A 23720-nucleotide genomic window follows, 5' to 3' on the forward strand; every position below is an offset into this window, starting at 1 on the left:
TTTTTGCTTACAGGAAACTCAGCACGTTATTTTTTGCTGGTTTTTTTATCAGCTTTTGGTACTGGTGCAGCAACTGCAACTTCATCAGCAACGTCTTCGTTATATTCGCGGCCGTAGAAGGTATCCATCAGAATTTGTTTCAGCTCAGCAATCAGTGGGTAACGTGGGTTAGCACCGGTACACTGGTCATCAAACGCATCTTCAGACAGTTTGTCTACTTTAGCCAGGAAGTCTGCTTCCTGAACGCCTGCTTCACGGATAGAAGTTGGGATACCCAGATCCGCTTTGATTTCGTCCAACCAGTTCAACAGTTTCTGGATTTTCTGAGCAGTACGGTCACCAGGAGCACCCAGACCTAAATGGTCCGCGATTTCTGCGTAGCGACGACGCGCCTGTGGGCGGTCATACTGACTGAAAGCAGTTTGTTTAGTTGGGTTATCGTTAGCATTGTAACGGATAACGTTGGAAATCAGCATGGCATTGGCCAGACCGTGAGGAATGTGGAACTCTGAACCCAGTTTGTGGGCCATGGAGTGACAGACACCCAGGAAGGCGTTGGCAAACGCGATACCCGCGATAGTTGCCGCATTGTGAACACGTTCGCGAGCTACCGGGTTTTTAGACCCTTCGTGGTAGCTGGCTGGCAGGTTTTCTTTCAGCAATTTCAGAGCCTGAAGCGCCTGACCATCAGAGTATTCATTCGCCAGAACTGAAACGTAAGCTTCCAGTGCGTGAGTTACCGCATCCAGACCACCGAACGCACAGAGTGATTTCGGCATGTTCATGACCAGGTTGGCATCGACGATAGCCATATCCGGAGTCAGAGCATAGTCAGCCAGTGGATATTTTTGACCTGTTGCATCATCGGTCACCACTGCAAACGGAGTCACTTCAGAACCTGTACCGGAAGTGGTGGTGACGGCGATCATTTTCGCTTTCACGCCCATTTTCGGGAATTTGTAGATACGTTTACGGATATCCATAAAGCGCAGCGCCAAATCTTCGAACTGAGTGTTTGGATGTTCGTACAGCACCCACATGATTTTCGCAGCATCCATCGGTGAACCACCACCCAGTGCGATGATCACATCTGGTTTGAAGGAGTTCATCTGCTCAGCACCTTTACGCACAATGCTCAGCGTTGGATCCGCTTCTACTTCGAAGAATACTTCAGTTTCAATACCGTGGCTTTTCAGAACGCTGGTGATCTGGTCTGCGTAGCCGTTGTTGAACAGGTAACGGTCAGTCACGATGAAGGCGCGTTTTGCTCCGTCAGTCGCCACTTCTTCCAGTGCGATTGGCAGTGAGCCACGACGGAAGTAGATAGATTTTGGAAGTTTATGCCACAACATGTTTTCTGCTCGCTTCGCTACAGTTTTCTTGTTGATCAAGTGTTTAGGACCGACGTTTTCAGAGATGGAGTTACCACCCCATGAACCGCAACCCAGCGTCAGAGAAGGGGCAAGTTTGAAGTTATACAGGTCACCGATACCACCCTGTGAAGCAGGGGTGTTGATCAGAATACGTGCAGTCTTCATTTTGTTGCCAAAATAATTAACACGTTCTGGTTGGTTATCCTGGTCTGTATACAGGCAAGATGTATGGCCGATACCGCCCATTTCTACCAGTTTCTCTGCTTTTGCTACCGCATCTTCAAAATCTTTTGCACGGTACATCGCGAGGGTAGGGGACAGTTTTTCATGTGCAAACGGTTCAGACTCGTCAACAACACTGACTTCGCCGATTAACACTTTAGTATGAGCAGGAACTTTAATGCCGGCCATTTCAGCGATTTTCGCTGCTGGCTGACCCACGATAGCTGCGTTCAGGCCACCGTTTTTAAGGATGATGTCGGAAACCGCCTTCAGCTCTTTACCCTGCAGCATGTAACCGCCGTGGGAAGAGAAACGTTCGCGTACTGCGTTGTAGACAGAATCAACCACAATGATGGACTGTTCTGACGCACAGATTACGCCGTTATCGAAGGTTTTTGACATCAGAACCGAAGCAACAACACGTTTGATATCAGCAGTTTCATCAACAACAACAGGAGTGTTACCTGCACCCACGCCGATAGCTGGTTTACCAGAGCTGTAGGCTGCTTTAACCATACCAGGACCACCGGTCGCCAGGATCAGGTTAATGTCTGGGTGATGCATCAACTGGTTAGACAGTTCAACACTTGGTTCGTCAATCCAGCCAATGATGTCTTTCGGCGCACCCGCAGCGATAGCCGCTTGCAGAACAATATCTGCAGCTTTGTTCGTCGCATTTTTAGCTCGTGGGTGTGGGGAGAAGATGATGCCGTTACGGGTTTTCAGGCTAATCAGCGCTTTGAAAATCGCAGTGGACGTTGGGTTAGTGGTGGGTACGATACCGCAGATGATGCCGATTGGCTCAGCGATTGTGATGGTACCGAAGGTATCATCCTGACCGAGGATGCCACAGGTTTTTTCATCTTTATAGGCGTTGTAAATATATTCAGAGGCGAAGTGGTTTTTGATCACTTTGTCTTCAACAATACCCATACCGGATTCTTCAACAGCAAGTTTTGCCAGCAGAATTCGGGCATCGGCAGCAGCCAGGGCGGCAGCAGCGAAAATCTTATCTACTTGTTCTTGACTGAAGTTGGCATATTCACGCTGTGCCTTTTTGACACGGGCAACGAGTGCGTTCAGTTCAGCGACATTTGTTACAGCCATAATGCTCTCCTGATAAAGTTAAACTCTTTTAGTAAATAACCTGCCAGAGATGAGTATAGCCTTGCTATCTCGCACCGTGAGAAAGTAATTAATACTATTATTCTCAAGGTGTTGCCTCTGTCTCTTTATTTGCTCAAAGAGCTTTCAGTCGTGTAGCACCTGTAGTAGATAAAAGTCATTTCGTGCCACCTGTGAACGTTTATAACAAAGTTTGTTCGCAAGTACCGGTGAGTGACTATGCGCAAAGCTTACCTATTTGTAGGCAGGAGGAATTTGATCTGGATCACTAAACACCGATGCTGACACCTTTCAGCTGGCTTTTGTTGAGAATAATTATCAAAAAATCTCAAATCGCCTACAAATTAGCAGCCATTTGAGGCAGTGACATTACACTTTTTTAACAAAAGTGTCATTCACTGCTTTTAATTAGAATTCTAGTGATAAATACCATGAAACGACGTGGCGCCTTCATTGCAATTCCAGTACATTAGCGCCCCATCAAGACCTTCATCTACTGGCATTTTGTGCGGAGTTCTGCGTGAGCCAATCTTTATTAGATTTTTCAGGCTATATCAAATTTTTCGTCGGGCTGTTTGCATTGGTGAACCCTGTCGGGATCCTGCCTGTTTTCATTAGCATGACCAGTTATCAGGCTGCGGCTGGCCGTAATAAGACCAATATGACGGCTAACCTGTCGGTTGCCATTATATTGTCGACGGCGTTATTTCTCGGCGATGCCATTCTTCATCTGTTCGGGATCTCAATTGATTCATTCCGCATTGCCGGCGGCATCCTGGTGGTGACGATTGCGATGTCGATGATAAGCGGCAAGCTCGGTGAAGATAAGCAGAACAAACAAGAGAAGTCGGAAACGGCGATCCGTGAAAACGTCGGTGTTGTTCCTTTAGCCTTACCTCTGATGGCAGGGCCGGGGGCGATCAGCTCGACAATCGTCTGGAGTTCTCGCTACAACGGCTGGCAGAACCTGCTCGGCCTGACGCTGGCAATCATGTTTTTCGCGTTCTGTTGCTGGCTTTTGTTCCGTGCCGCACCTTTGCTGGTACGTCTGTTGGGGCAAACCGGCATCAACGTCATTACCCGAATTATGGGTTTGTTGCTCATGTCTCTGGGGATTGAGTTTATTGTCACCGGGATAAAGGCTATTTTCCCCGGCCTGCTCTAATCAATAAGCAGACAAATTATCGCGTAAACGCTGATGTGTTTCCGCGATAATTATTACTTCCTCTTATAATGCAATGCATTAATATAGTGCAGCTAATGGTGTAAATAAGAGCGTTTGCACCCAAATGTAGCGTAAACTCCCGTCTCATACTTCATTTCCCTCCAAGTCTTCATTTCTTATAATAAACTTAGCTATTTTTTTGCTTAATGCTCTCCTTTCCTGCCCGTTTTGCCGTTAATTTATCCACATCATTCTGTAAGGCTTGTGCAGGCCGTATCGAGATGTTATTAGTGTTAACTCAGCAGTTAACAGGGCATTATCCTTGAAATGCGCAGATTGTTAACTGATTGTGTCAGCCGGGTTATTGAGCAAACTGCAATGTGTTTTCGAATCGAAGAACTTGCTGGATGTTAATAAAAATCAGTGGGTTACATACACTTTTTTAGTATTGTTCTTACCGGGCCCCAAAAGCTCTGCAACGTATAAAAGAGAATTACGTAACAAATTTGCAAAATTAATTGGCGCCGGTATCAGGCTTCTGATAATTTTCAAACCGTCTTCACAAATGGAAAATTGTTTAGAGTCATGCTCTAAGTGAGAACGAATCTTGCAAGGCACAGAAAGATTGAAGCAATTTCATTTGTTTTTGGAGAGCGAAGTGTCGCAATACGTAACGCAAAATTATCCTCAGTCGCTTTCTCTTTTCAGGAAGACGGTCTTTGCGTTGCTGGCATTACATAGCCTTGTGTTGAATCTTCCCGTTATGAAAAACAAATCTTCAGTTCTTCTTCTTAATTGATTCCCGCCGTTTGATGATGCCGGGAGGCTTTTGGCATTACGGTTGAAAGCAAAAAAGTTTTATTGAGTGGGAATAGGAATATCAGTATGCGACGGCCTGGTTTATCCCCGGAGTCAATACCGGCGGTGGGCGGGGCGAGTCAAATGGAGGGGATCATCCTTAACGATCTCTGAAACCGCATGGCGCTTAACAGCCTGACGTTTCAACGGCTTCACGTAGTAAGAGGGGACACCATCTTTGGATGGTGACGAAATGGGGGAGTTTCAGAGCAATTCGTTCCTGCTTGTGAAATCCGTTAACCCGGAAAGGGTTTATCTTGCACCAGAGCGCGCAAGTTCATAATAAAAACTGGAGTTGAATGACAATGACCAACATCACAAAAAAAAATCTGCTGGCTGCCTGCATCATGGCTGCGGTTGGCGCCATATCCATCAATACTGCCTTCGCGGCTAACGTGCCTGCTGGCGTAACGCTGTCAGACAAGCAAGAATTGGTGCGTAATAACGGTTCTGAAGTACAGTCCCTCGACCCGCATAAAGTTGAAGGTGTTCCGGAATCAAACGTTATCCGTGATTTACTGGAAGGCCTGGTTAATACCGACAGCCAAAACGGCAGCGTCATTCCTGGCGTCGCCACCAGTTGGGAAAACAAAGATTTCAAAGTCTGGACTTTCCACCTGCGTCCGGAAGCAAAATGGTCCAACGGCGACCCTGTGACTGCTCAAGATTTCGTGTTCAGCTGGCAGCGCCTGGCTGATCCAAAAACAGCCTCTCCGTATGAAAGCTACCTGCAATACGGCCACATCGAAAACATCGATGACATCATCAGCGGTAAGAAAAGCCCTGATACCCTGGGTGTGAAGGCGATTGATGACCATACCCTGCAAGTGACTCTGACCGAACCGGTCCCGTATTTTGTTAAAATGCTGTCCCACACCGCGATGAAGCCGGTGAATAAAAGCGTTGTTGAGAAATTTGGCGACAAATGGACTCAGCCAGAAAACTACGTCAGCAACGGCGCATACAAACTGAAAGCATGGACCGTCAACGAACGTATCGTGCTGGAGCGTAGCCCGACTTACTGGGACAACGCCAAAACTGTTATCAATCAGGTCACTTACCTGCCAATTTCTTCTGAAGTTACAGACGTTAACCGCTACCGCAGCGGCGAAATCGACATGACATATAACAACATGCCGATCGAACTGTTCCAGAAACTGAAAAAAGAAATCCCTACCGAAGTTCACGTTGACCCGTACCTGTGTACTTACTACTACGAAATCAACAACCAGAAAGCACCGTTCACTGATTCACGCGTACGTGAAGCGCTGAAACTGGGTCTGGATCGCGACATCATCGTGAACAAAGTGAAAGCGCAGGGCGATCTGCCGGCGTACAGCTACACCCCTCCTTACACCGACGGCGCGAAACTGACGCCTCCGGCCTGGTTCAAAGAAACGCAGGATCAGCGCAACACCGAAGCGAAAAAACTGCTGGCTGAAGCGGGTTACACACCAGCTAAACCACTGACCTTCGAACTGCTGTACAACACGTCTGATCTGCATAAGAAACTGGCGATTGCCGCAGCCGCTATCTGGAAGAAAAACCTGGGCGTGGATGTGAAACTGGTCAACCAGGAATGGAAAACCTTCCTGGACAGCCGTCATCAGGGCAACTTCGATGTGGCGCGCGCCGGCTGGTGCTCTGACTACAACGAACCTTCTTCCTTCCTGAACACCATGCTGTCTGACAGCAGCAACAACACCTCTCACTATAAGAGCGCTGCGTTTGATAAAGCGATCGCGGACACTCTGACGGCGAAAACTGACGACGAACGTGCGGGTCTGTATCAGAAAGCTGAAACTCAGCTGGATAAAGATTCTGTAATTGTACCTGTTTATTACTACGTGAACGCGCGTCTGGTGAAACCATACGTTGGCGGTTACACCGGTAAAGATCCACAGGACAACGTCTACGTGAAAGATCTGTACATCATCAAACACTAAACCGTGAAGAAACAGGGCATCCCCGAGCTGCCCTGTTTTTATTTGATGAAGGTAATGCTTATGGCGCTGGCATTCAGCGTCATAGCAAAGAGCCACTACGATGACCCACACACGCGGGTTATCGTGACCAAGCCAAAAACTATCAAGCTGTAGTGACAGGCTTAGAAACAGGTACGGGCAATGTTAAAGTTTATTTTACGCCGCTGTCTGGAAGCGATTCCGACGCTATTCATTCTGATCACCATTTCGTTTTTTATGATGCGTCTCGCACCGGGCAGCCCTTTTACGGGTGAGCGTAATCTTCCACCAGAAGTGATGGCGAACATTGAGGCGAAATACCACCTCAATGACCCAATCTATAAGCAATATTTCAATTATTTAGAACAGCTGGCCAAAGGCGATTTCGGCCCGTCGTTCAAATATAAGGATTACACCGTTAATGATCTGGTCGCGGCTTCTTTCCCGGTTTCGGCGAAATTAGGCCTGGCGGCATTTATCATGGCGATTGTTTTTGGTGTGACGGCGGGGGTTATTGCCGCGCTGAATCAAAACACCAAGTGGGATTACACCGTGATGGGAGTGGCGATGACCGGGGTAGTTATCCCGAGTTTCGTCGTCGCACCGTTACTGGTGCTGATATTTGCCATTACCCTGAAATGGTTGCCGGGCGGCGGCTGGAACGGCGGTGGTGCCAAATATATGATCTTGCCGATGGTCGCGCTTTCCCTGGCTTATATCGCCAGCATTGCGCGTATCACCCGTGGTTCAATGATCGAAATCCTGCACTCCAACTTTATCCGCACAGCACGCGCTAAAGGCTTACCGTTGCACCGCATTATTTTGCGCCATGCACTCAAGCCTGCACTGTTGCCGGTCCTGTCTTACATGGGGCCTGCGTTTGTGGGGATTATCACCGGTTCGATGGTTGTCGAGAGCATTTTCGGATTACCGGGCATCGGCCAGCTGTTTGTTAACGGCGCTTTAAACCGTGACTACTCGCTGGTACTGAGCCTGACTATTTTAGTGGGCGCATTGACCATTTTATTCAATGCGATCGTTGACGTGCTGTACGCCGTCATCGACCCGAAAATCCGTTATTAATGCCGGAGTACGTCAATGATGTTAAGTAAAAAAAACAGCGACGTTGTCGAGAACTTCACCGAGAAACTGGAAGTTGAAGGCCGCAGTTTGTGGCAGGACGCGCGTCGTCGCTTTATGCATAACCGCGCGGCAGTCACCAGCCTGATCGTTCTGGCCTTTATTGCCCTGTTCGTGGCTTTCGCTCCGCTTTTATCGCAGTTTGCCTACGATGATACCGACTGGAATATGATGTCGGCCGCGCCTGATATGGCTTCACACCACTTCTTCGGGACTGACTCATCAGGCCGTGATTTGCTGGTACGTGTGGCGATCGGCGGGCGTATCTCGCTGATGGTAGGCGTGGCAGCTGCGCTGGTGGCGGTCATCCTCGGTACGCTGTACGGATCGTTGTCCGGCTATCTGGGCGGTAAGATCGACTCGGCTATGATGCGTTTGCTGGAAATCCTCAACTCTTTCCCGTTCATGTTCTTCGTTATCCTGCTGGTGACCTTCTTCGGACAGAACATCCTGTTGATTTTCGTGGCGATAGGCATGGTGTCGTGGCTGGATATGGCGCGTATCGTGCGTGGTCAGACCCTGAGCCTGAAACGCAAAGAATTCATCGAAGCAGCGTTGGTCAGCGGTGTGAGTACGCGCAATATCGTGTTGCGTCACATTGTTCCCAACGTTTTAGGTGTCGTAGTGGTGTATGCGTCACTGCTGGTGCCAAGCATGATCCTGTTCGAATCCTTCCTGAGCTTCTTAGGTTTGGGTACGCAGGAGCCGCTGAGCAGCTGGGGCGCGTTGTTAAGTGACGGCGCCAACTCGATGGAAGTTTCACCTTGGTTACTGCTGTTCCCGGCAGGCTTCCTGGTTGTAACTCTGTTCTGTTTCAATTTTATCGGCGATGGCCTGCGTGATGCCCTCGACCCGAAAGATCGTTAAGGAGTGCAACCATGAGCACCATTGAACAAATTCAAGCCAACGCGGCACCGGTTTCTGCCCTCAAAGGCGAGATGCTGCTGGACGTGAAAGACCTGCGCGTCACTTTCGAGACGCCTGACGGCGATGTGACTGCGGTCAATGATTTGAACTTCGACCTTCGCGCTGGCGAAACCTTAGGGATCGTCGGCGAATCCGGTTCCGGTAAATCCCAGACTGCGTTTGCATTGATGGGCCTGCTGGCGAGCAATGGCCGCATCGGCGGCTCAGCGAAATTCAACGGGCGCGAAATCCTCAATCTGCCGCAAAAGGAGCTGAACAAGCTGCGCGCCGAGCAGATTTCGATGATTTTCCAGGATCCGATGACCTCGCTGAACCCGTACATGCGTGTCGGTGAGCAACTGATGGAAGTGCTGATGCTGCATAAACACCTCAGCAAACGTGAAGCCTTTGAAGAATCTGTACGTATGCTTGATGCGGTAAAAATGCCCGAAGCCCGCAAACGTATGAAAATGTTTCCCCACGAATTCTCCGGTGGTATGCGCCAGCGTGTGATGATCGCGATGGCACTGCTGTGTCGTCCGAAACTGTTGATCGCCGACGAACCCACCACTGCGCTGGATGTAACCGTTCAGGCGCAGATCATGACGCTGCTGAATGAACTGAAAGCTGAGTTCAACACCGCGATCATCATGATCACGCACGATCTGGGCGTTGTTGCCGGAATCTGTGACAAAGTGCTGGTGATGTACGCAGGCCGTACTATGGAATATGGCCGCGCCCGCGACGTGTTCTACGAACCGTGCCATCCGTACTCTATCGGTCTGCTGAACGCTGTTCCGCGTCTTGATGCAGAAGGCGGCGCGATGATGACCATTCCGGGCAATCCGCCAAACCTGTTGCGTCTGCCAAAAGGCTGTCCGTTCCAGCCGCGTTGTCCGCACTCAATGGACATTTGCGCCACAGCGCCACCGCTTGAGCGTTTCGGTGATGGTCGTTTGCGTGCCTGCTATAAGCCGCTGGAGGAACTGGTATGACTGACAATACAATCATGGACAGCTCCGCGATGAACACTCACGCGCCGGAGAAAAAAGTCCTGTTGGAAGTGGCCGATCTCAAAGTCCATTTCGACATTAAGGACGGTAAGCAGTGGTTCTGGCAGCCATCAAAAACGCTGAAAGCCGTGGACGGCGTCACATTGCGTCTTTACGAAGGTGAAACGCTGGGCGTGGTCGGGGAATCCGGCTGTGGTAAGTCAACGTTCGCCCGTGCACTGATCGGTCTGGTGAAAGCCACTGACGGTCGCGTGGCGTGGCTGGGTAAAGACCTGCTGAACATGTCTGATAACGAGTGGCGTAAAACCCGCAGTGATATTCAGATGATTTTCCAGGATCCGCTGGCGTCCCTGAATCCGCGTATGACTATCGGCGAAATCATCGCCGAGCCGCTGAAAACCTATAATCCGAATATGCCTCGTTTAGAGGTGAAAGAGAAAGTGAAGGCGATGATGCTGAAGGTCGGGCTGTTGCCTAACCTGATCAACCGTTACCCGCACGAATTCTCGGGCGGTCAGTGCCAGCGTATTGGTATCGCGCGTGCGCTGATCCTTGAGCCTAAGCTGATTATCTGTGACGAACCGGTGTCCGCACTGGATGTGTCGATTCAGGCGCAGGTGGTGAACCTGCTGCAACAGTTGCAGCGCGAAATGGGCTTGTCACTGATCTTCATCGCGCACGATCTGGCAGTGGTAAAACACATCTCCGACCGTGTTCTGGTGATGTATCTCGGTCACGCAGTCGAGCTGGGGACGTATGACGAGGTATATAACAATCCTCAGCATCCGTACACCCGCGCGCTGATGTCTGCGGTGCCGGTGCCGGACCCGGACAAAGAGCGCAATAAAGTGATTCAGTTGCTGGAAGGGGAGTTACCTTCGCCAATCAATCCGCCTTCCGGCTGCGTGTTCCGTACACGTTGTCCGATTGCCGGACCAGAATGTGCGATCACCCGTCCGCTGCTCGAAGGCAGTTTTCGCCATGCGGTTTCCTGCCTGAAAGTCGATCCGCTCTGAGTCATTTTTGCCTGTCATGAAACATAAAAAAACCTGCCGCTGGCAGGTTTTTTTTAGTGCTGTGTTGAGGCTACTCTTTCCAGAGGATATGGCAGAGCTTGTGATCTTTTTCACGGCACAACAGCACGCGCGCAAAAATATCATTGATCGGCATGTCTTCCGCATCCGCCAGACCAATCACCACTTCCGCGAAGAAGTCAGGGTTCAAATCGAAATCCACATGTTCTACCCAGTCTTCTGCCGGATCATAAAGCTCGGCGCCGCCGCGTTCTTCAAATTGCAGATTGAAGATCAGGATATCCGCCGGATCCAGGTTATCCCCGGCCAGTTCCAGAAAGATATCGTAGGCTTGCTCAAGGGTTTCGTCTTCGGTCAGGCGATTATTCAGGTCCATAGCATTCTCGTTTACAAATGAGTGTATTCAGGCTTTGTCATAGCCGGTACTGCGCGTATTACACCACGCTCAACGCGGCTTTTACAGCAGCGGGCTGAAAAAGTAGAACAAACGTTCCACCAGACGATGCCAGAAAGGACGTTTCAGCCAGGCCTCGACATCCAGCAGGTGCGAACGTGCGATGTAATCGTCCTGAACGCGACCGAGATCGGCACCGAATCCGGCATCGTCGATCACCAGTGTGATTTCAAAATTGAGCCACAGGCTGCGCATATCCAGATTCACCGTCCCGACCAGGCTCAGTTGTCCATCCACCAGAATACTTTTGGTGTGGAGCAGGCCGTCTTCGAACTGGTAAATTTTGACACCGGCTTCCAGCAGCTCGTTGAAGAACGCGCGGCTGGCCCAGCCGACCATCATAGAGTCATTTTTAAGGGGCAAAATAATGCTGACATCCACACCGCGCTGTGCGGCGGTACAAATCGCATGAAGCAAATCGTCGCTCGGCACCAGATAAGGCGTGGTCATGACCAGCTGTTCGCGTGCAGAATACGTGGCGGTTAGCAAAGCCTGATGGATCATGTCTTCCGGGAAACCCGGCCCTGACGCGATAACCTGAATCGTATGGCCGCTTTCCTGTTCGAACGGCATTTGATTGGTATCAGGTTCCGGTGGCAAAATGCGTTTACCGGTTTCGATTTCCCAGTCGCAGGAATAAACGATACCCATGGTGGTCGCAACAGGGCCTTCCATGCGCGCCATCAGATCAACCCACTGACCAACCCCCGCATCCTGTTTAAAGAAGCGCGGATCGACCATGTTCATGCTGCCGGTATAAGCGACATAGTTGTCGATTAATACGACTTTACGGTGCTGACGCAGATCCATCCGGCGCAGGAATACACGGAACAAATTGACCTGCAACGCTTCTACCACTTCGATACCGGCATTGCGCATCATCGCCGGATACGGGCTGCGAAAGAACGTGACGCTGCCCGCTGAGTCGAGCATCAGACGGCAATGGATACCACGTCGGGAAGCCGCCATCAGCGATTCGGCAACCTGATCAACCAGACCGCCGGGCTGCCAGATATAAAACACCATCTCAATGTTGCTGCGCGCGAGTTCAATGTCACGCATCATCGCTTTAAGCACATCGTCGCTGGTAGTCAGCAGCTGAAGCTGGTTGCCTTTTACCCCCGCGATGCCCTGACGGCGTTCGCAGAGCTGGAATAAAGAGGCGGCGATTTCACTGGTTTCGGTAGCAAAAATCCGCTGGCAATCTTTCAGATCGTTGAGCCAGCGCGCTGTAGAAGGCCACATCGCTTTTGCACGTTCGGCGCGACGTTTGCCCAGATGAAGTTCACCAAACGACAGATAGGCGATGATGCCGACCAGAGGAATGATATAGATGATCAGCAGCCACGCCATGGCCGAAGGCACGGCACGGCGTTTCATCAAAATGCGCAGAGTGACGCCGGCTATCAGTAACCAGTAACCAAAAACCAAAAATCCGCTGATTACCGTATAGAATGTTGTCATAAAGGCGAAAAATCCTGTTCGCAAGCCATTGGCGTAAGTGTACGTGTTCGGGGAATTCTTTTAACCAACTTTTTCCCACCAATCAATCAGCTACCTCTGATTCTGTTAAAGATTGATAAAAATCCTCAGGGTGCTGATATCAAGGTTAGCTGATTACGGGGGACAAGGTGAGAAACAAGACTTGGATCACAACGTCATCGGCCTATAATGTCCCGGCTAAATTCTTCCGTTCTTATTCTTTCATTATTGAACAGTGACGGCCACCACGGGACACAGGTGTATGAAACGCAGTAAAAATGAAGTCGGTCGCTGGCGTATGTTACGCCAGACTCAGCGCCGGAGAAGCCGCTGGCTGGAAGGTCAGTCGAGACGCTATCGTCACATCTACCGTATTCGTCAAATCCACCACCAACAACATCAACGCCTGTCATTGTATGCCGTGAACTACGAATGGGGTTCATGATTAGCGGGATTTAGGCTGGAAAAGTGCACCACATTTCTTACAGACCAGCGTGGAGTTTTTGCGAACTTTGGTGCTGATCTGTTCAGCAACATAACCGCATTCCGGACAGGTAACCTTCGTGGTTTTACTGGTTAGAAACTTCAGTCCGTCGAAGAATGACATAATGCTTACCTCATGGGCAGGGGTAAACATCCTACCACAAAAGCCATGAAAGCATTGTGACGGCTTTGGGGTTATTGCGCCACGACGGTTCAGGTCGTGACGCAGTTCAGTCTCAGAATACGCGTTTAAAGGGTTTCACAGTGACGGCTTTATACACGCCAGCCTCAACATACGGGTCAGCATCGGCCCAGGCTTTCGCGCCTTCCAGCGTTTCAAACTCTACCACCAACAGTGAACCGGTCATGCCCGCCGCACCGGGATCTTCACTGTCGATTGCCGGCGTCGGCCCGCCGATTAACACCCGGCCCAAAGCCTGCAATTTTTGAAGCCTTTCGATATGCGCAGGGCGGGCAGCCGCACGTTTTTCCAGTGAGTCGGATACATCTTCAGAATAAATAACGTAAAGCATGAGCCACCTTTCTTGTGATTTTAATGAGCAATCTTTCGCGATTTGGCGCGGGCAGACTGATGTGCAGAATTACCATAGCTAAACCTGAAGCCCGAAGAAAGTGCTTTGCGCGGGATCAAGTCAGAGGTTATTTGAGAATAGTTGTCATCTCGGTGTTGAATATGATTGCTATTTACATTTAAACTTGCGGCTTCACGGGGAAAAAGAATCATTATGCCGCTAAAAAAGTTTAGGTTTATTCGCAAGGTTTCTTTGCCGGTGGCGCTTTCCGTCGGCTTACATGCTGTAGTTATTGCCGCCGTGCTGTACGTCACGGTCAGTGACGCACTTAAATTGCCAGTGCAGGAACAGAAGGTCATGAGCGTGACGATGGTCAATCCTGCTGACTTTGCGCCGCCTCCGCCACCACCTCAGGCGGAGCCGACACCACCGGAACCTGAGCCAGAACCGGAAGTGGTACCTGAGCCGCCACCGCCACCGGAAGCCGTGGTTATCCCGGAACCACCGAAACCTAAACCGAAGCCGGTCAAAAAGCCGGTGGTGAAGCCGAAGGTGAAACCCGTTGAGCGTCCGGTAGAAAAACCGACGCAAACGGTGCAGACCGCTCCGGTGACCAGTAATCAGCCGGTGACGAAACCGGCCAGCCAGCCGCCAGCGTCGAGCAACACGCAAAGCACCAGCGGCCCGCGTCCGCTTGAGCGCGGCAAACCGTTCTATCCGGCGCGCGCCTTAGCGCTGCGCATTGATGGCCGCGTCCGCGTGCAGTTTGACGTAGACAGCGACGGTCGCGTAGAAAACGTGCGTATTCTCTCGGCAGAGCCGCGCAACATGTTTGAACGTGAAGTGAAACAGGCAATGCGTAAGTGGCGCTACGAACCCAAAGCGGCCAGTAATCTGGTGGTCAATCTGGTGTTCAAAGTGGAAGGCGGTTCTTCCGTCGAATAATCCCCGCAGTGTCTGCAATAAAAAAGGTCGCCCTCATCAGGCGACCTTTTTCGTTTTCATGCATCACATCGCACAATTAATCCTGCGATACACCTTCTGAATCGACGCTGAAATTACTGCGCCCATCGGGAAGCTGGCGCGATTTGCCTGCTTCATCCACGGCGACATACGTGAAGACCGCTTCAGTGGCTCTGTAACGCTGCCCTATAGGCTCGGAAGAGACTTTCTTGACCCAGACTTCCACATTGATGGTGATGGAGCTGTTGCCGGTACGGATGCAACGTGCGTAGCAGCACACCACGTCACCGACGGCGACCGGTTTAAGGAACGTCATGCCGTCCACGCGAACCGTGACAACGCGACCTTTGGCGATCTCCTTCGCCTGGATAGCGCCGCCCATATCCATCTGCGACATCAGCCATCCGCCGAAGATATCGCCATTCGCATTGGTGTCCGCAGGCATTGCCAGCGTGCGCAGCACCATTTCACCATTAGGTAAGCTATGTTTTTCGTTCATAGAGAGTTGCTTCACAAAGTTCAATGACTTCAAAAATTAAGGCCTTTCAGAGAAAGGCCCGTGCAGGAGATCGCTTATTTTTTTTCTTCATCCGGCATATGCCGGTAAATATATACGCCGCTCAGCAGGGTAAATACCAGCGTCAGCGCGGTCAGGCCGAAGACTTTAAAGTTAACCCAGATATTTTGCGGTAACCAGAACGCGACATAAATATTTGCCAGTCCGCATACCAGGAAAAAGATTGCCCAGCTAACGTTGAGTTTATTCCAGACGTGATCCGGCAGCGTCAGCTCTTTACCCAGCATGCGCTGGATCAGCGGTTTTTTCAGTACCAGCTGGCTAATCAGCAATGCACCAGAGAACAGAACGTAAATCACGGTGACTTTCCATTTAATGAACTCGTCATTATGGAAAACCAGCGTCAGGGTGCCAAAAACGGCCACCATCGCGAAGGTGATCAGCGTCATTTTTTCAATTTTGCGGTACATCACCCAGGTGATAATCAGGGCCAGTGCGGTGGCGGCAATCAATGCGCCCGATGCGACAAAAATGTCGTAAAGCTTATACACCACAAAAAAGACAATCAGGGGAAGAAAATCGAGGAGCTGCTTCATACTTCATTCCATGTTTTATGTATGGGATGACTATACCGGAATCATTTCGCGGACAAAAGAAAAGGGCGCCTGAGCGCCCTTTAAAAAAACATATCAATATTACACGCGTAATTTTGTGTAAAGACGGAACAGATAAATCAGTAATAACGCGGAAACCAGGTTGCTCAGCGCGCTGAGGATCACCGCGGCGACATCCGGGGACATCATCGACAGACGGCTTACCACCAGCAACAGCACCATTTTCGCCGCCAGCCAGAACATGATAGCCGGAACAATGAGACGCAGATTAGCGAAGGCCAGCTTGCTGCTGACTTTGACGGATTTGAAAACGCCGAGCTTTTCATTCACGCACAACACCGGCGACAGACATGTCGCTACCGCCAGCACGATGCCCGGTACGACGAACAGCGTCAGACCGAGCTGAACCAGCAGGGTGCACAGAAGCATCAGACCGAACAGACGCGGCATGACAGGTGCGGCTGCGCCGAGTGCGCGAAGAGCGCTGGTACGCATCCCGCCTGAAACCTGTTGCAGCAGAACCAGCATCCCGCCGACCAGCAGTACATTGCCGATCAGCGCAGAGAACGTCGCCGCCGCAGACACCTGAAGCAGCACTTTCTGCTGCTCCGGGGACATGCTCTGCACCAGCTCCTGAATGCTCATGCCGGTATTACTCAGTAAATCGTCGCTACCGGCGCTGAGCAGGCTCAGCTGATCGCTGCCCGGCATAAAAATCTGGTTCAAGATGACGGTAATTAATGCGGTCATGACAGCCAGCAGCAAAATGCTACCTAACTGATTACGCATAAAATTGAAACTGTCACGGTACAACGTACTGGCCGTGATAGGCATGAACGCTCCTTGGCAAAAAGCAAAAATCAATAAGACGGCGATTGTAACCTTTAAATGGGGATCGCCGATAGGTTTGCGCTGACTTCCTGTCAGTTTGCGTGACGAATCGCTGCCTGAGCGCGTTCGAGTTAACTGAAATTTGGAACCGGTAATTTCATCTCCAGCGCAGGCAACCCGTAATGCGCACGGGCGCGGTCGCAGGCAGAATTGCCGACACCGTCCAGACCGGACTGATCGAATTCGCGGCAGGGCGAAGGGCGGTTGAGGTAAATGGAACAGGAAACGGACTGGCCGACTTCTCCTTCAAGGGCGATACAGCGCGGCGCTTTGCTGTTGGTGCCTTGCATACAGCTTAAAAAGGGAGTGACTTGCTCTGTCAGCGCCTGCGGAACGTCTCCACCTGCAACCTGAGATTCAGCCCAATAAAAAGATACCCGGAAATACGCACAGCATGCGCCACAGGTCATGCAAGGGTTGTTCGTTTCGCTCATCTTGGGAAGTGACCGACTCCTTAACGGCACCAAACCAAAACCACAATGAATAAGCAAAGTACGCAGCGGCGTTTTTTTAAGCAACAGATATTCGCGGCATTTGAGAAATAAACAAATCCCCTCGTTTTTGATGTAGATCAATTCCTTTGTTTTTATAGATTTAGATCGGATTGAGAAAGATGCATTTTCCCTAAATTTGTTTTAAAGATGTGATCCCGCAATGATCAAACCATACCAAAGAGTAGGTATCATTCGCGCGGCAAATCAATAATCCACACAAAGGGAAGGGACAATGAAAGCAGCATATTGGGCATTGGTCGCGGCAGCGGCATTTCCGGCAGTCGCGAGCGCACATCAGGCAGGGGATGTGATTTTTCGTGTAGGGACCGCCACTGTCCGGCCAACCGAAGGGTCTGACAACGTTCTGGGGCTGGGTTCGTTTGATATTAATAACAATACGCAGATGGGGATGACCCTCGGCTACATGTTCACCGATAACATCGGGATGGAACTGCTGGCGGCCACGCCTTTCCAGCACAAAGTCGGTCTTAAAAGCACCGGGACCATCGCCGAAGTGAAACAGCTGCCACCATCATTAATGGCGCAGTACTACTTTGGGGATAAGCAAGACAAGCTGCGTCCGTACCTTGGCGTTGGTATTAACTACACCACATTTTACGATACCAATTTCAACCAGACGGGCCGCGATGCCGGGTTGTCTGATCTGAGTGTGAAAGATTCCTGGGGCGTGGCGACGCAGGCCGGTCTTGATTACAACCTCGATGACAACTGGCTGATTAACATGTCGGTGTGGTGGATGGATATCGATACTGAAGTGAAATTCAAAGCCGGTGGCGAGCAGCAAAACATCAACACCCGGATCGACCCATGGGTCTTTATGTTTGGCGTCGGCTATCGTTTCTGATTGTTGGGACAGGCATAAAAAAAGAGGCGCTCCGGCGCCTCTTCGCATTTCTTCAACCGACAGCCCTTACTTAAGGCGCATGTCGTTTTCAATGGAGCGAACACCGGCCACGCCGCGTGTCACTTCAACCGCACGGTTAGCATCCGCCGTTGACGTTACAAAGCCGCTCAGCTGTACGCGACCTTTAAAGGTTTCGACGCTGATTTCGCGTGATGCGATGGTTTTATCCGCCAGCAGGGCTGATTTTACTTTGGTGGTCACGACGGTGTCATCGATATAACCGCCGGTTCCTTCTGATTTTTTTGTTGGCGCACAGGCGGCAACGGCCATAACCACGACGGCTGCCATACAGAATGCGGACAAGGTTTTGAATAGCTTCATAAATAACTCTCCATGCTTTGTTATAAAACCAAAAGAAACGATCTGTTAAAACCAAACGGTAACTCACGCAAGCAATGCGGTCAGAGCCCGAATAATCATAGGCTTGATGAGTGAATTCAGTTTGGTTTATTGATGGCGTTTATACAAATATTTGGAGGGAGAAAAATCGTAAGAAATTAAAAAGAAACAGAACGTGAGCATTTTGACGTCTCACGTTCTGTTTATTGCACTTACGCGCGGGTGGCGGCTTTCATTTCACTGACGAAACGGGAAAGCTGAGCGAGCATTTCGGAAGGCTGATGCAGATTGTTCTCGATGATGCGCACAGTCGCAGAACCTGAAATTGCCCCGGCTGCGCCTGCCGCCAGCGTTTCTTTCACCTGCGAAGGTTCGGAGATCCCAAAGCCCTGCAACGGTGGCGCGGCGTGGTATTCACGCAGCTTATCGACCAGATGATTCAGCGGCGTGAGCGCGCGTTTCTCCGTACCGGTCACACCGGCGCGGGACAGCAGATACGTGTAACCACGGCCATGAGAGGAGATCTCGCGCAGCAAATCGTCTGAAGCATTCGGCGGGCAGATGAAGATCGGCGCGATGCCGTGGCGCAATGCAGCGGCGCGGAACGGCGCGGATTCTTCAAACGGTACATCGGCAACCAGCACGGAATCGACGCCCACTTCAGCGCAGCGCTGATAGAAGGTTTCGATGCCGTTGTGGAACACCAGATTGGCGTACATCAGCAGGCCAATAGGAATGTCCGGGTGCTTTTCACGAATGCGCGCCAGCATGTTGTAGCACTGTGTCGGAGAAACCCCGGCGGCAAACGCGCGCAGGTTGGCGTTCTGAATGACCGGGCCATCAGCCAGCGGATCGGAGAACGGAATGCCCAGTTCCAGTGCGTCGGCACCGGCTTCGATCAGCGTATCAATAATTGACAGGGACAGCTCAACGCCCGGATCGCCCAGCGTGACGAAAGGAACAAACGCGCCTTCTTTCTTGCTTTCCAGACGCTTAAACAATTGCTGATAACGTTCCATTAAATTTCTCCCCGGGCAGTCAGGATGTCATGTACGGTGAAAATATCTTTGTCGCCGCGGCCAGAAAGGTTCACCACCAGAATTTGTTCTTTCTCCGGCGTTTCCTTGATCATTTTCAGCGCATACGCCAGCGCGTGGGAAGATTCCAGTGCCGGAATAATCCCTTCATGGCGGGATAATTCTTTAAAGGCTTCCAGCGCTTCGTCATCGGTAATCGAGACATATTCCGCACGGCCAATGCTGTTGAGATAGGCGTGCTGCGGGCCGACCGACGGGAAATCCAGACCGGCAGAAATGGAATAGGATTCTTCGATCTGGCCCTCGGAGGTCTGCATCATCGGCGCTTTCATGCCGAAATAGATGCCGACGTGACCGTGTTTCAGCGGCGCGCCGTGCTGGCCGGTTTCGATACCCAGACCGCCCGGTTCAACGCCTATCAGTTTCACGCTGGTGTCTTCAATGAAATCTGCAAACATACCGATCGCATTAGAACCGCCGCCGACGCAGGCAATCACTGCATCCGGCAGACAGCCTTCGCGTTCCTGCATCTGCACTTTGGTTTCTTCGCCGATCATGCGCTGGAATTCACGCACAATCGTCGGATACGGATGCGGGCCCGCTGCGGTGCCCAGCATGTAGTGGGCGGTTTCATAGCTGCCGGACCAGTCGCGCAGTGCTTCGTTACAGGCATCTTTCAGCGTGGAAGAACCGCTGTGCACCGGGATCACTTCCGCACCCATCAGACGCATACGGAACACGTTTGGTGACTGGCGCTCGATGTCTTTCGCGCCCATATAAATGCGGCATTTCAGGCCGAGCAGGGCGCAGGCGAGGGCAGAGGCAACGCCGTGCTGCCCGGCACCGGTTTCGGCGATGATTTCGGTTTTACCCATGCGTTTGGCCAGTAAAGCCTGACCGAGCACCTGATTGGTTTTATGCGCGCCGCCGTGCAGCAGGTCTTCACGTTTCAGATACAACTTGGTTTTGGTGCCGGCGGTCAGGTTTTTGCATAATGTCAGCGCCGTCGGGCGGCCTGCGTAGTTCTTCAGCAGATCGATAAATTCAGCCTGAAACTCCGGGTCGCGCTGGGCGCTGACAAAAGCTTCTTCCAGCTGCGCCAGCGCAGGCATCAGAATTTGCGGGACGTACTGGCCGCCAAATTCGCCGAAGTAGGGATTAAGTAAAGTCATGATATTCCGTCCTGTCTGTCAATTTTTGCGTCATCGCGAAGGCGTTAATACGCCCGCAATGTCTGGAATACGGCGGTAATTTTTTCGGCATCTTTGATGCCCGGCTCGCTTTCAACACCTGAGTTGAAATCCAGCCCTGCGCAACCGAGTTGCGCCGCCTGCACGCAGTTGTCTGCACCCAGACCACCGGCGAGCAGAACGTTACTGAGATCCTGACCTTCCAGCGTGCTCCAGTCGAAACGATGACCGGTACCACCTTTGCCGTTGTCGAGGACGTAGCGATCCACACGATTGAGGTCACGCGCCGGAATACTGTCTTTCACGCTCAGCGCCTTCCAGATCTGCACGCCCGATGGCAGGGCTTCGCGCAGCGTGTCGATATACGCCTGATCTTCATCACCATGTAGCTGTACGGCAGTCAGATTCAGGGTCTGCGCGGTGTGTGCAATTTCTGCAACCGGCTGGTCACGGAACACGCCGACATATTTCAGCGGTGCGCCTTTCTGGACTTCACTGGCCTGATCCTGAGTCACAAAGCGGGGAGAGGCTTCGACAAAAATCAGCCCGCCGTAAATCGCACCGGCTTCATGTGCTGCTTTAGCGTCTTCGGCGCGGGTCAGGCCGCAGACCTTATTATCGCCAAGCAGAACGCGGCGAACCGCGCTGGAAAGATCGTCTTCTGACATCAGCGCACTGCCTATCAGGAAACCATTGGCGAAGCGGCTGAGTTCACGAATCTGTCCGTACGTGTTGATACCGGATTCGCTGATCACCGTTACCCCGTGTGGCACGCGCGGGGCGAGCTGGCGGGTGCGGTCTAAGTCGATGGACAAATCGCGCAGGTCGCGGTTATTGATACCGACCACTTTGGCTTTTAGCTGCACCGCACGATCCAGCTCTTCTTCATTACTGGCTTCAGTCAGCACGCCCATATTCAGGCTGTGTGCCACGGCGGCCAGCTGAATGTATTGCTCGTCGTTGAGCACCGACAGCATCAGCAGAATGGCATCGGCCTGATAAAAACGGGCCAGATGGATCTGATACGGATCGATGATGAAATCTTTGCACAGCACAGGCTGCGTGACTGTTTTGCTGACCAGCGGCAGAAAATCAAAACTGCCCTGGAAATATTTCTCGTCGGTCAGAACGGAGATGGCTGACGCATAGTCTTTATAAACGCTGGCGATTTCTACCGGATCAAAGTTATCGCGGATGGTGCCTTTTGACGGAGACGCTTTTTTGCACTCCAGAATGAAGGCGGTTCTGGCGCCTTGCAGGGCATGGTAGAAACTGCGCTGGCTCTGAGTGATTTCGTTTTGAAAGCTGGCCAGCGGTTGTTGTTCTTTACGCGCCGCGACCCAAATTTCTTTGTCGCGGACAATCTTGTGGAGCACGGTTTCCTGCTGCATCACTTATCCTCTTGCTGCCAATGCCAACACACGCTGGTAGGGTTCACCGCTGCGCATGGCGGCCAATGCCTGTTGTGCGTTTTGTTTTAAATCTTCCTGACCGAAAAGGCGCAATAACATCGCCACATTGACGGCTACCGCGGCTTCATGGGCCGGATCACCTTTACCTTGTAATAAGCGTGCCAGAATGTCACGGTTTTCTTCCGGTTCGCCGCCCAGCAGTGATTCAATAGGATAATTGTCCAGTCCGAAGTCCTGCGGCGTCACTTCATAGGTGGTGATTTTGCCGTCTTTCAGCTCAGCCACCTGCGTTGGCGCGTGGATCGCCACTTCGTCCATTCCGCCGCCGTGAACCACTGCCGCACGCTCATAGCCGAGCGCCCGTAAGGTTTCCGCAATCGGCAGCACCAGCTCCGGGCTGTAAACGCCAATCAGCGCCAGCGGCGGACGTGCCGGGTTGATCAGCGGGCCAAGCACGTTAAACAGCGTGCGGGTTTTTAGCGCCTTACGTACCGGCATCGCGTGGCGAAAACCGGTGTGATACTGCGGCGCGAACAGAAAACAGACGTTCAAATCGTCAAGGGCTGCGCGCGATTCTTCCGCAGGCATATCCAGACGAATGCCAAATGCTGCCAGCAAATCCGAGGAGCCCGACCGGCTGGAGACGCTGCGGTTGCCGTGTTTCGCTACGCGGGCTCCACAGGCTGCCGCGACAAAGGCGCTGGCGGTAGAAATATTGATGCTGTTGGTGCCGTCGCCGCCGGTGCCTACGATGTCCGCGAACTGGTAATCCGGACGCGGGAACGGCTCGGCGTGGGCCAGTAACGCTTTCGCCGCCCCGGCGATTTCTTGCGGTTGCTCGCCGCGAACTTTCATACTGATTAAGGCTGCCGCTAACTGCGCAGGCTCCAGTTCGCCATTCACAATGGCGGTAAATAAATGCTGGCTTTCTTCCTGCGTCATCGTTTGTGCGCGATACAGATTCTCAAGAATGCCGGGGATAGTTTGCGTATTCATGTCCTTTCTCCTTACGCCAAAGCCCAGGCCAGTGTCTGTTCAAGCAGACGCGCACCCTGTGAGGTTAAAATGGATTCTGGATGGAACTGGAAACCGCAGACGCGATCTTCATCATGACGCACCGCCATCACCATGTCGCCGAAGCGGGCGTTGACCGTCAGCCCGTCGGGGATCTGGCTGCCGACCAGCGAGTGGTAGCGTGCCACCGGCAGCGGGTTGTTCATTCCGGCAAACATGCCTTCATTGTCATGGGTGATTGAAGAGGCTTTACCGTGCAGGATTTCCCCCGCCTGGCCGACAAATCCGCCATAGGTTTCGACAATCGCCTGATGACCCAGACAGATGCCGATAATCGGCAACTGGCCGCGCAGACGTTTCAACAGTTCCGGCATACAGCCTGCTTCCGACGGCGTACCCGGTCCGGGAGACAGCAACAGCACCGGTTTTTCCAGCTGGCTGAGTTTTTCAATAATGGCGTCAGCGGGGATCTGATTACGGTAAATGACCACGTTGTGACCGCTGGCGCGCAGCTGATCGACGAGGTTGTAGGTAAAGGAGTCGACGTTGTCGATGAGTAAAATGTCGGCCAT

22 protein-coding genes and 1 pseudogene are annotated in these 23720 nt (G+C 51.7%); 9 read left to right on the top strand and 14 right to left on the bottom strand.

All coding sequences use genetic code 11. The features are described from left to right. Nucleotides 1-26: 26 nt before the first annotated feature. Nucleotides 27-2702, bottom strand: coding sequence for a bifunctional acetaldehyde-CoA/alcohol dehydrogenase (gene adhE, locus TU92_RS07000; RefSeq protein ID WP_112165635.1), 2676 nt, complete (start codon nucleotides 2700-2702; stop codon nucleotides 27-29). Between the two features lie 538 nt (nucleotides 2703-3240). On the opposite strand from adhE, the gene TU92_RS07005 reads away from it, so the two are divergent. The 6 genes from TU92_RS07005 (at nucleotide 3241) to oppF (ending at nucleotide 10782) form a co-directional block, all read left to right on the top strand. Further along, the gene (locus TU92_RS07005) at nucleotides 3241-3885 is read left to right on the top strand and encodes a YchE family NAAT transporter (RefSeq protein ID WP_112165637.1); all 645 of its coding nucleotides are present in this window, start codon (nucleotides 3241-3243) and stop codon (nucleotides 3883-3885) included. 1163 nt (nucleotides 3886-5048) lie between these two features. Beyond that, nucleotides 5049-6689, top strand: a complete 1641-nt coding sequence (gene oppA / locus TU92_RS07010; RefSeq protein ID WP_112165639.1) for an oligopeptide ABC transporter substrate-binding protein OppA — start codon at nucleotides 5049-5051, stop codon at nucleotides 6687-6689. A gap of 180 nt (nucleotides 6690-6869) precedes the next feature. After that, a complete protein-coding gene (gene oppB, locus TU92_RS07015) occupies nucleotides 6870-7790 on the top strand; it encodes an oligopeptide ABC transporter permease OppB (RefSeq protein WP_112165640.1) in 921 nt (306 codons plus the stop codon). A gap of 15 nt (nucleotides 7791-7805) precedes the next feature. Continuing rightward, nucleotides 7806-8714 carry an oligopeptide ABC transporter permease OppC gene (oppC, locus tag TU92_RS07020; RefSeq protein ID WP_112165642.1) on the top strand — a complete coding sequence of 303 codons (909 nt, stop codon included), beginning with the start codon at nucleotides 7806-7808 and terminating at the stop codon, nucleotides 8712-8714. Between the two features lie 71 nt (nucleotides 8715-8785). After that, nucleotides 8786-9748 carry an ABC transporter ATP-binding protein gene (oppD, locus tag TU92_RS07025; RefSeq protein ID WP_244207746.1) on the top strand — a complete coding sequence of 321 codons (963 nt, stop codon included), beginning with the start codon at nucleotides 8786-8788 and terminating at the stop codon, nucleotides 9746-9748. A gap of 29 nt (nucleotides 9749-9777) precedes the next feature. Beyond that, nucleotides 9778-10782: a murein tripeptide/oligopeptide ABC transporter ATP binding protein OppF gene (oppF, locus tag TU92_RS07030; protein WP_056781023.1), complete on the top strand. Its 1005-nt coding sequence runs from the start codon at nucleotides 9778-9780 to the stop codon at nucleotides 10780-10782. 70 nt (nucleotides 10783-10852) lie between these two features. On the opposite strand, the gene TU92_RS07035 is transcribed toward oppF, so the two are convergent. After that, nucleotides 10853-11176, bottom strand: a complete 324-nt coding sequence (locus TU92_RS07035; protein WP_112165646.1) for an HI1450 family dsDNA-mimic protein — start codon at nucleotides 11174-11176, stop codon at nucleotides 10853-10855. Between the two features lie 81 nt (nucleotides 11177-11257). After that, nucleotides 11258-12718 carry a cardiolipin synthase gene (cls, locus tag TU92_RS07040; protein ID WP_112165648.1) on the bottom strand — a complete coding sequence of 487 codons (1461 nt, stop codon included), beginning with the start codon at nucleotides 12716-12718 and terminating at the stop codon, nucleotides 11258-11260. Nucleotides 12719-12998: 280 nt separating this feature from the next. Here cls and TU92_RS07045 point away from each other — a divergent pair, with 280 nt between their 5' ends. After that, a complete protein-coding gene (locus TU92_RS07045) occupies nucleotides 12999-13181 on the top strand; it encodes a YciY family protein (protein ID WP_056780770.1) in 183 nt (60 codons plus the stop codon). Here TU92_RS07045 and TU92_RS22430 read toward each other — a convergent pair whose 3' ends face one another. Beyond that, nucleotides 13182-13373, bottom strand: a complete 192-nt coding sequence (locus TU92_RS22430) for a YnfU family zinc-binding protein (RefSeq protein WP_321186525.1) — start codon at nucleotides 13371-13373, stop codon at nucleotides 13182-13184. 82 nt (nucleotides 13374-13455) lie between these two features. Then, the gene (locus TU92_RS07050; RefSeq protein ID WP_112165651.1) at nucleotides 13456-13752 is read right to left on the bottom strand and encodes a YciI family protein; all 297 of its coding nucleotides are present in this window, start codon (nucleotides 13750-13752) and stop codon (nucleotides 13456-13458) included. Nucleotides 13753-13965: 213 nt separating this feature from the next. Between TU92_RS07050 and TU92_RS07055 the strand changes: the two genes are divergently transcribed. After that, nucleotides 13966-14697 carry an energy transducer TonB gene (locus TU92_RS07055; protein WP_112165653.1) on the top strand — a complete coding sequence of 244 codons (732 nt, stop codon included), beginning with the start codon at nucleotides 13966-13968 and terminating at the stop codon, nucleotides 14695-14697. A 76-nt stretch (nucleotides 14698-14773) separates the two neighbouring features. Here the strand turns inward: TU92_RS07055 and yciA are convergent, their stop codons facing one another. The 4 genes from yciA to TU92_RS07075 all read right to left on the bottom strand — a co-directional run bounded on the left by yciA (nucleotide 14774) and on the right by TU92_RS07075 (nucleotide 17171). Further along, entirely contained in the window at nucleotides 14774-15214 is a 441-nt protein-coding gene (gene yciA, locus TU92_RS07060) for an acyl-CoA thioester hydrolase YciA (protein ID WP_112165655.1), read from the bottom strand. 74 nt (nucleotides 15215-15288) lie between these two features. Next, nucleotides 15289-15828 (bottom strand): septation protein A, encoded by a 540-nt coding sequence (locus TU92_RS07065; RefSeq protein WP_112165657.1) that lies wholly within the window; start codon nucleotides 15826-15828, stop codon nucleotides 15289-15291. Between the two features lie 99 nt (nucleotides 15829-15927). Beyond that, the gene (locus TU92_RS07070; protein WP_112165659.1) at nucleotides 15928-16680 is read right to left on the bottom strand and encodes a YciC family protein; all 753 of its coding nucleotides are present in this window, start codon (nucleotides 16678-16680) and stop codon (nucleotides 15928-15930) included. A gap of 128 nt (nucleotides 16681-16808) precedes the next feature. Further along, nucleotides 16809-17171, bottom strand: coding sequence for a YkgJ family cysteine cluster protein (locus TU92_RS07075; RefSeq protein WP_112165661.1), 363 nt, complete (start codon nucleotides 17169-17171; stop codon nucleotides 16809-16811). A gap of 292 nt (nucleotides 17172-17463) precedes the next feature. On the opposite strand from TU92_RS07075, the gene ompW reads away from it, so the two are divergent. Next, the gene (ompW, locus tag TU92_RS07080; protein ID WP_112165663.1) at nucleotides 17464-18096 is read left to right on the top strand and encodes an outer membrane protein OmpW; all 633 of its coding nucleotides are present in this window, start codon (nucleotides 17464-17466) and stop codon (nucleotides 18094-18096) included. Between the two features lie 66 nt (nucleotides 18097-18162). On the opposite strand, the gene TU92_RS07085 is transcribed toward ompW, so the two are convergent. From TU92_RS07085 to trpD, 5 genes and pseudogenes are all read right to left on the bottom strand, one after another. After that, complete coding sequence (locus tag TU92_RS07085) at nucleotides 18163-18477, bottom strand: BON domain-containing protein (RefSeq protein WP_056780743.1); 315 nt, start codon at nucleotides 18475-18477, stop codon at nucleotides 18163-18165. 230 nt (nucleotides 18478-18707) lie between these two features. Continuing rightward, complete coding sequence (gene trpA, locus TU92_RS07090) at nucleotides 18708-19514, bottom strand: tryptophan synthase subunit alpha (RefSeq protein WP_112165665.1); 807 nt, start codon at nucleotides 19512-19514, stop codon at nucleotides 18708-18710. After that, nucleotides 19514-20707, bottom strand: coding sequence for a tryptophan synthase subunit beta (trpB, locus tag TU92_RS07095; RefSeq protein WP_208640435.1), 1194 nt, complete (start codon nucleotides 20705-20707; stop codon nucleotides 19514-19516). Before trpB ends, trpA begins: the two co-directional genes overlap by 1 nt. Before the next feature lie 41 nt (nucleotides 20708-20748). After that, a complete protein-coding gene (trpCF, locus tag TU92_RS07100; protein ID WP_112165668.1) occupies nucleotides 20749-22113 on the bottom strand; it encodes a bifunctional indole-3-glycerol-phosphate synthase TrpC/phosphoribosylanthranilate isomerase TrpF in 1365 nt (454 codons plus the stop codon). A 3-nt stretch (nucleotides 22114-22116) separates the two neighbouring features. Next, nucleotides 22117-23720 (bottom strand): annotated as a pseudogene (gene trpD / locus TU92_RS22435) (bifunctional anthranilate synthase glutamate amidotransferase component TrpG/anthranilate phosphoribosyltransferase TrpD).

This window comes from Rahnella inusitata, from assembly GCF_003263515.1.
GTDB classification, from domain to species: domain Bacteria; phylum Pseudomonadota; class Gammaproteobacteria; order Enterobacterales; family Enterobacteriaceae; genus Rahnella; species Rahnella inusitata.

What these genes read in the sequence shown, in the direction of transcription:
- adhE (WP_112165635.1), bottom strand. Translation starts at nt 2,702, where the DNA reads ATGGCTGTAACAAATGTCGCTGAACTGAACGCACTCGTTGCCCGTGTC.
- oppA (WP_112165639.1), top strand. Translation starts at nt 5,049, where the DNA reads ATGACCAACATCACAAAAAAAAATCTGCTGGCTGCCTGCATCATGGCT.
- oppB (WP_112165640.1), top strand. Translation starts at nt 6,870, where the DNA reads ATGTTAAAGTTTATTTTACGCCGCTGTCTGGAAGCGATTCCGACGCTA.
- oppC (WP_112165642.1), top strand. Translation starts at nt 7,806, where the DNA reads ATGATGTTAAGTAAAAAAAACAGCGACGTTGTCGAGAACTTCACCGAG.
- oppD (WP_244207746.1), top strand. Translation starts at nt 8,786, where the DNA reads ATGCTGCTGGACGTGAAAGACCTGCGCGTCACTTTCGAGACGCCTGAC.
- oppF (WP_056781023.1), top strand. Translation starts at nt 9,778, where the DNA reads ATGAACACTCACGCGCCGGAGAAAAAAGTCCTGTTGGAAGTGGCCGAT.
- TU92_RS07035 (WP_112165646.1), bottom strand. Translation starts at nt 11,176, where the DNA reads ATGGACCTGAATAATCGCCTGACCGAAGACGAAACCCTTGAGCAAGCC.
- cls (WP_112165648.1), bottom strand. Translation starts at nt 12,718, where the DNA reads ATGACAACATTCTATACGGTAATCAGCGGATTTTTGGTTTTTGGTTAC.
- TU92_RS07045 (WP_056780770.1), top strand. Translation starts at nt 12,999, where the DNA reads ATGAAACGCAGTAAAAATGAAGTCGGTCGCTGGCGTATGTTACGCCAG.
- TU92_RS22430 (WP_321186525.1), bottom strand. Translation starts at nt 13,373, where the DNA reads ATGTTTACCCCTGCCCATGAGGTAAGCATTATGTCATTCTTCGACGGA.
- TU92_RS07050 (WP_112165651.1), bottom strand. Translation starts at nt 13,752, where the DNA reads ATGCTTTACGTTATTTATTCTGAAGATGTATCCGACTCACTGGAAAAA.
- TU92_RS07055 (WP_112165653.1), top strand. Translation starts at nt 13,966, where the DNA reads ATGCCGCTAAAAAAGTTTAGGTTTATTCGCAAGGTTTCTTTGCCGGTG.
- yciA (WP_112165655.1), bottom strand. Translation starts at nt 15,214, where the DNA reads ATGAACGAAAAACATAGCTTACCTAATGGTGAAATGGTGCTGCGCACG.
- TU92_RS07065 (WP_112165657.1), bottom strand. Translation starts at nt 15,828, where the DNA reads ATGAAGCAGCTCCTCGATTTTCTTCCCCTGATTGTCTTTTTTGTGGTG.
- TU92_RS07070 (WP_112165659.1), bottom strand. Translation starts at nt 16,680, where the DNA reads ATGCCTATCACGGCCAGTACGTTGTACCGTGACAGTTTCAATTTTATG.
- TU92_RS07075 (WP_112165661.1), bottom strand. Translation starts at nt 17,171, where the DNA reads ATGAGCGAAACGAACAACCCTTGCATGACCTGTGGCGCATGCTGTGCG.
- ompW (WP_112165663.1), top strand. Translation starts at nt 17,464, where the DNA reads ATGAAAGCAGCATATTGGGCATTGGTCGCGGCAGCGGCATTTCCGGCA.
- TU92_RS07085 (WP_056780743.1), bottom strand. Translation starts at nt 18,477, where the DNA reads ATGAAGCTATTCAAAACCTTGTCCGCATTCTGTATGGCAGCCGTCGTG.
- trpA (WP_112165665.1), bottom strand. Translation starts at nt 19,514, where the DNA reads ATGGAACGTTATCAGCAATTGTTTAAGCGTCTGGAAAGCAAGAAAGAA.
- trpCF (WP_112165668.1), bottom strand. Translation starts at nt 22,113, where the DNA reads ATGCAGCAGGAAACCGTGCTCCACAAGATTGTCCGCGACAAAGAAATT.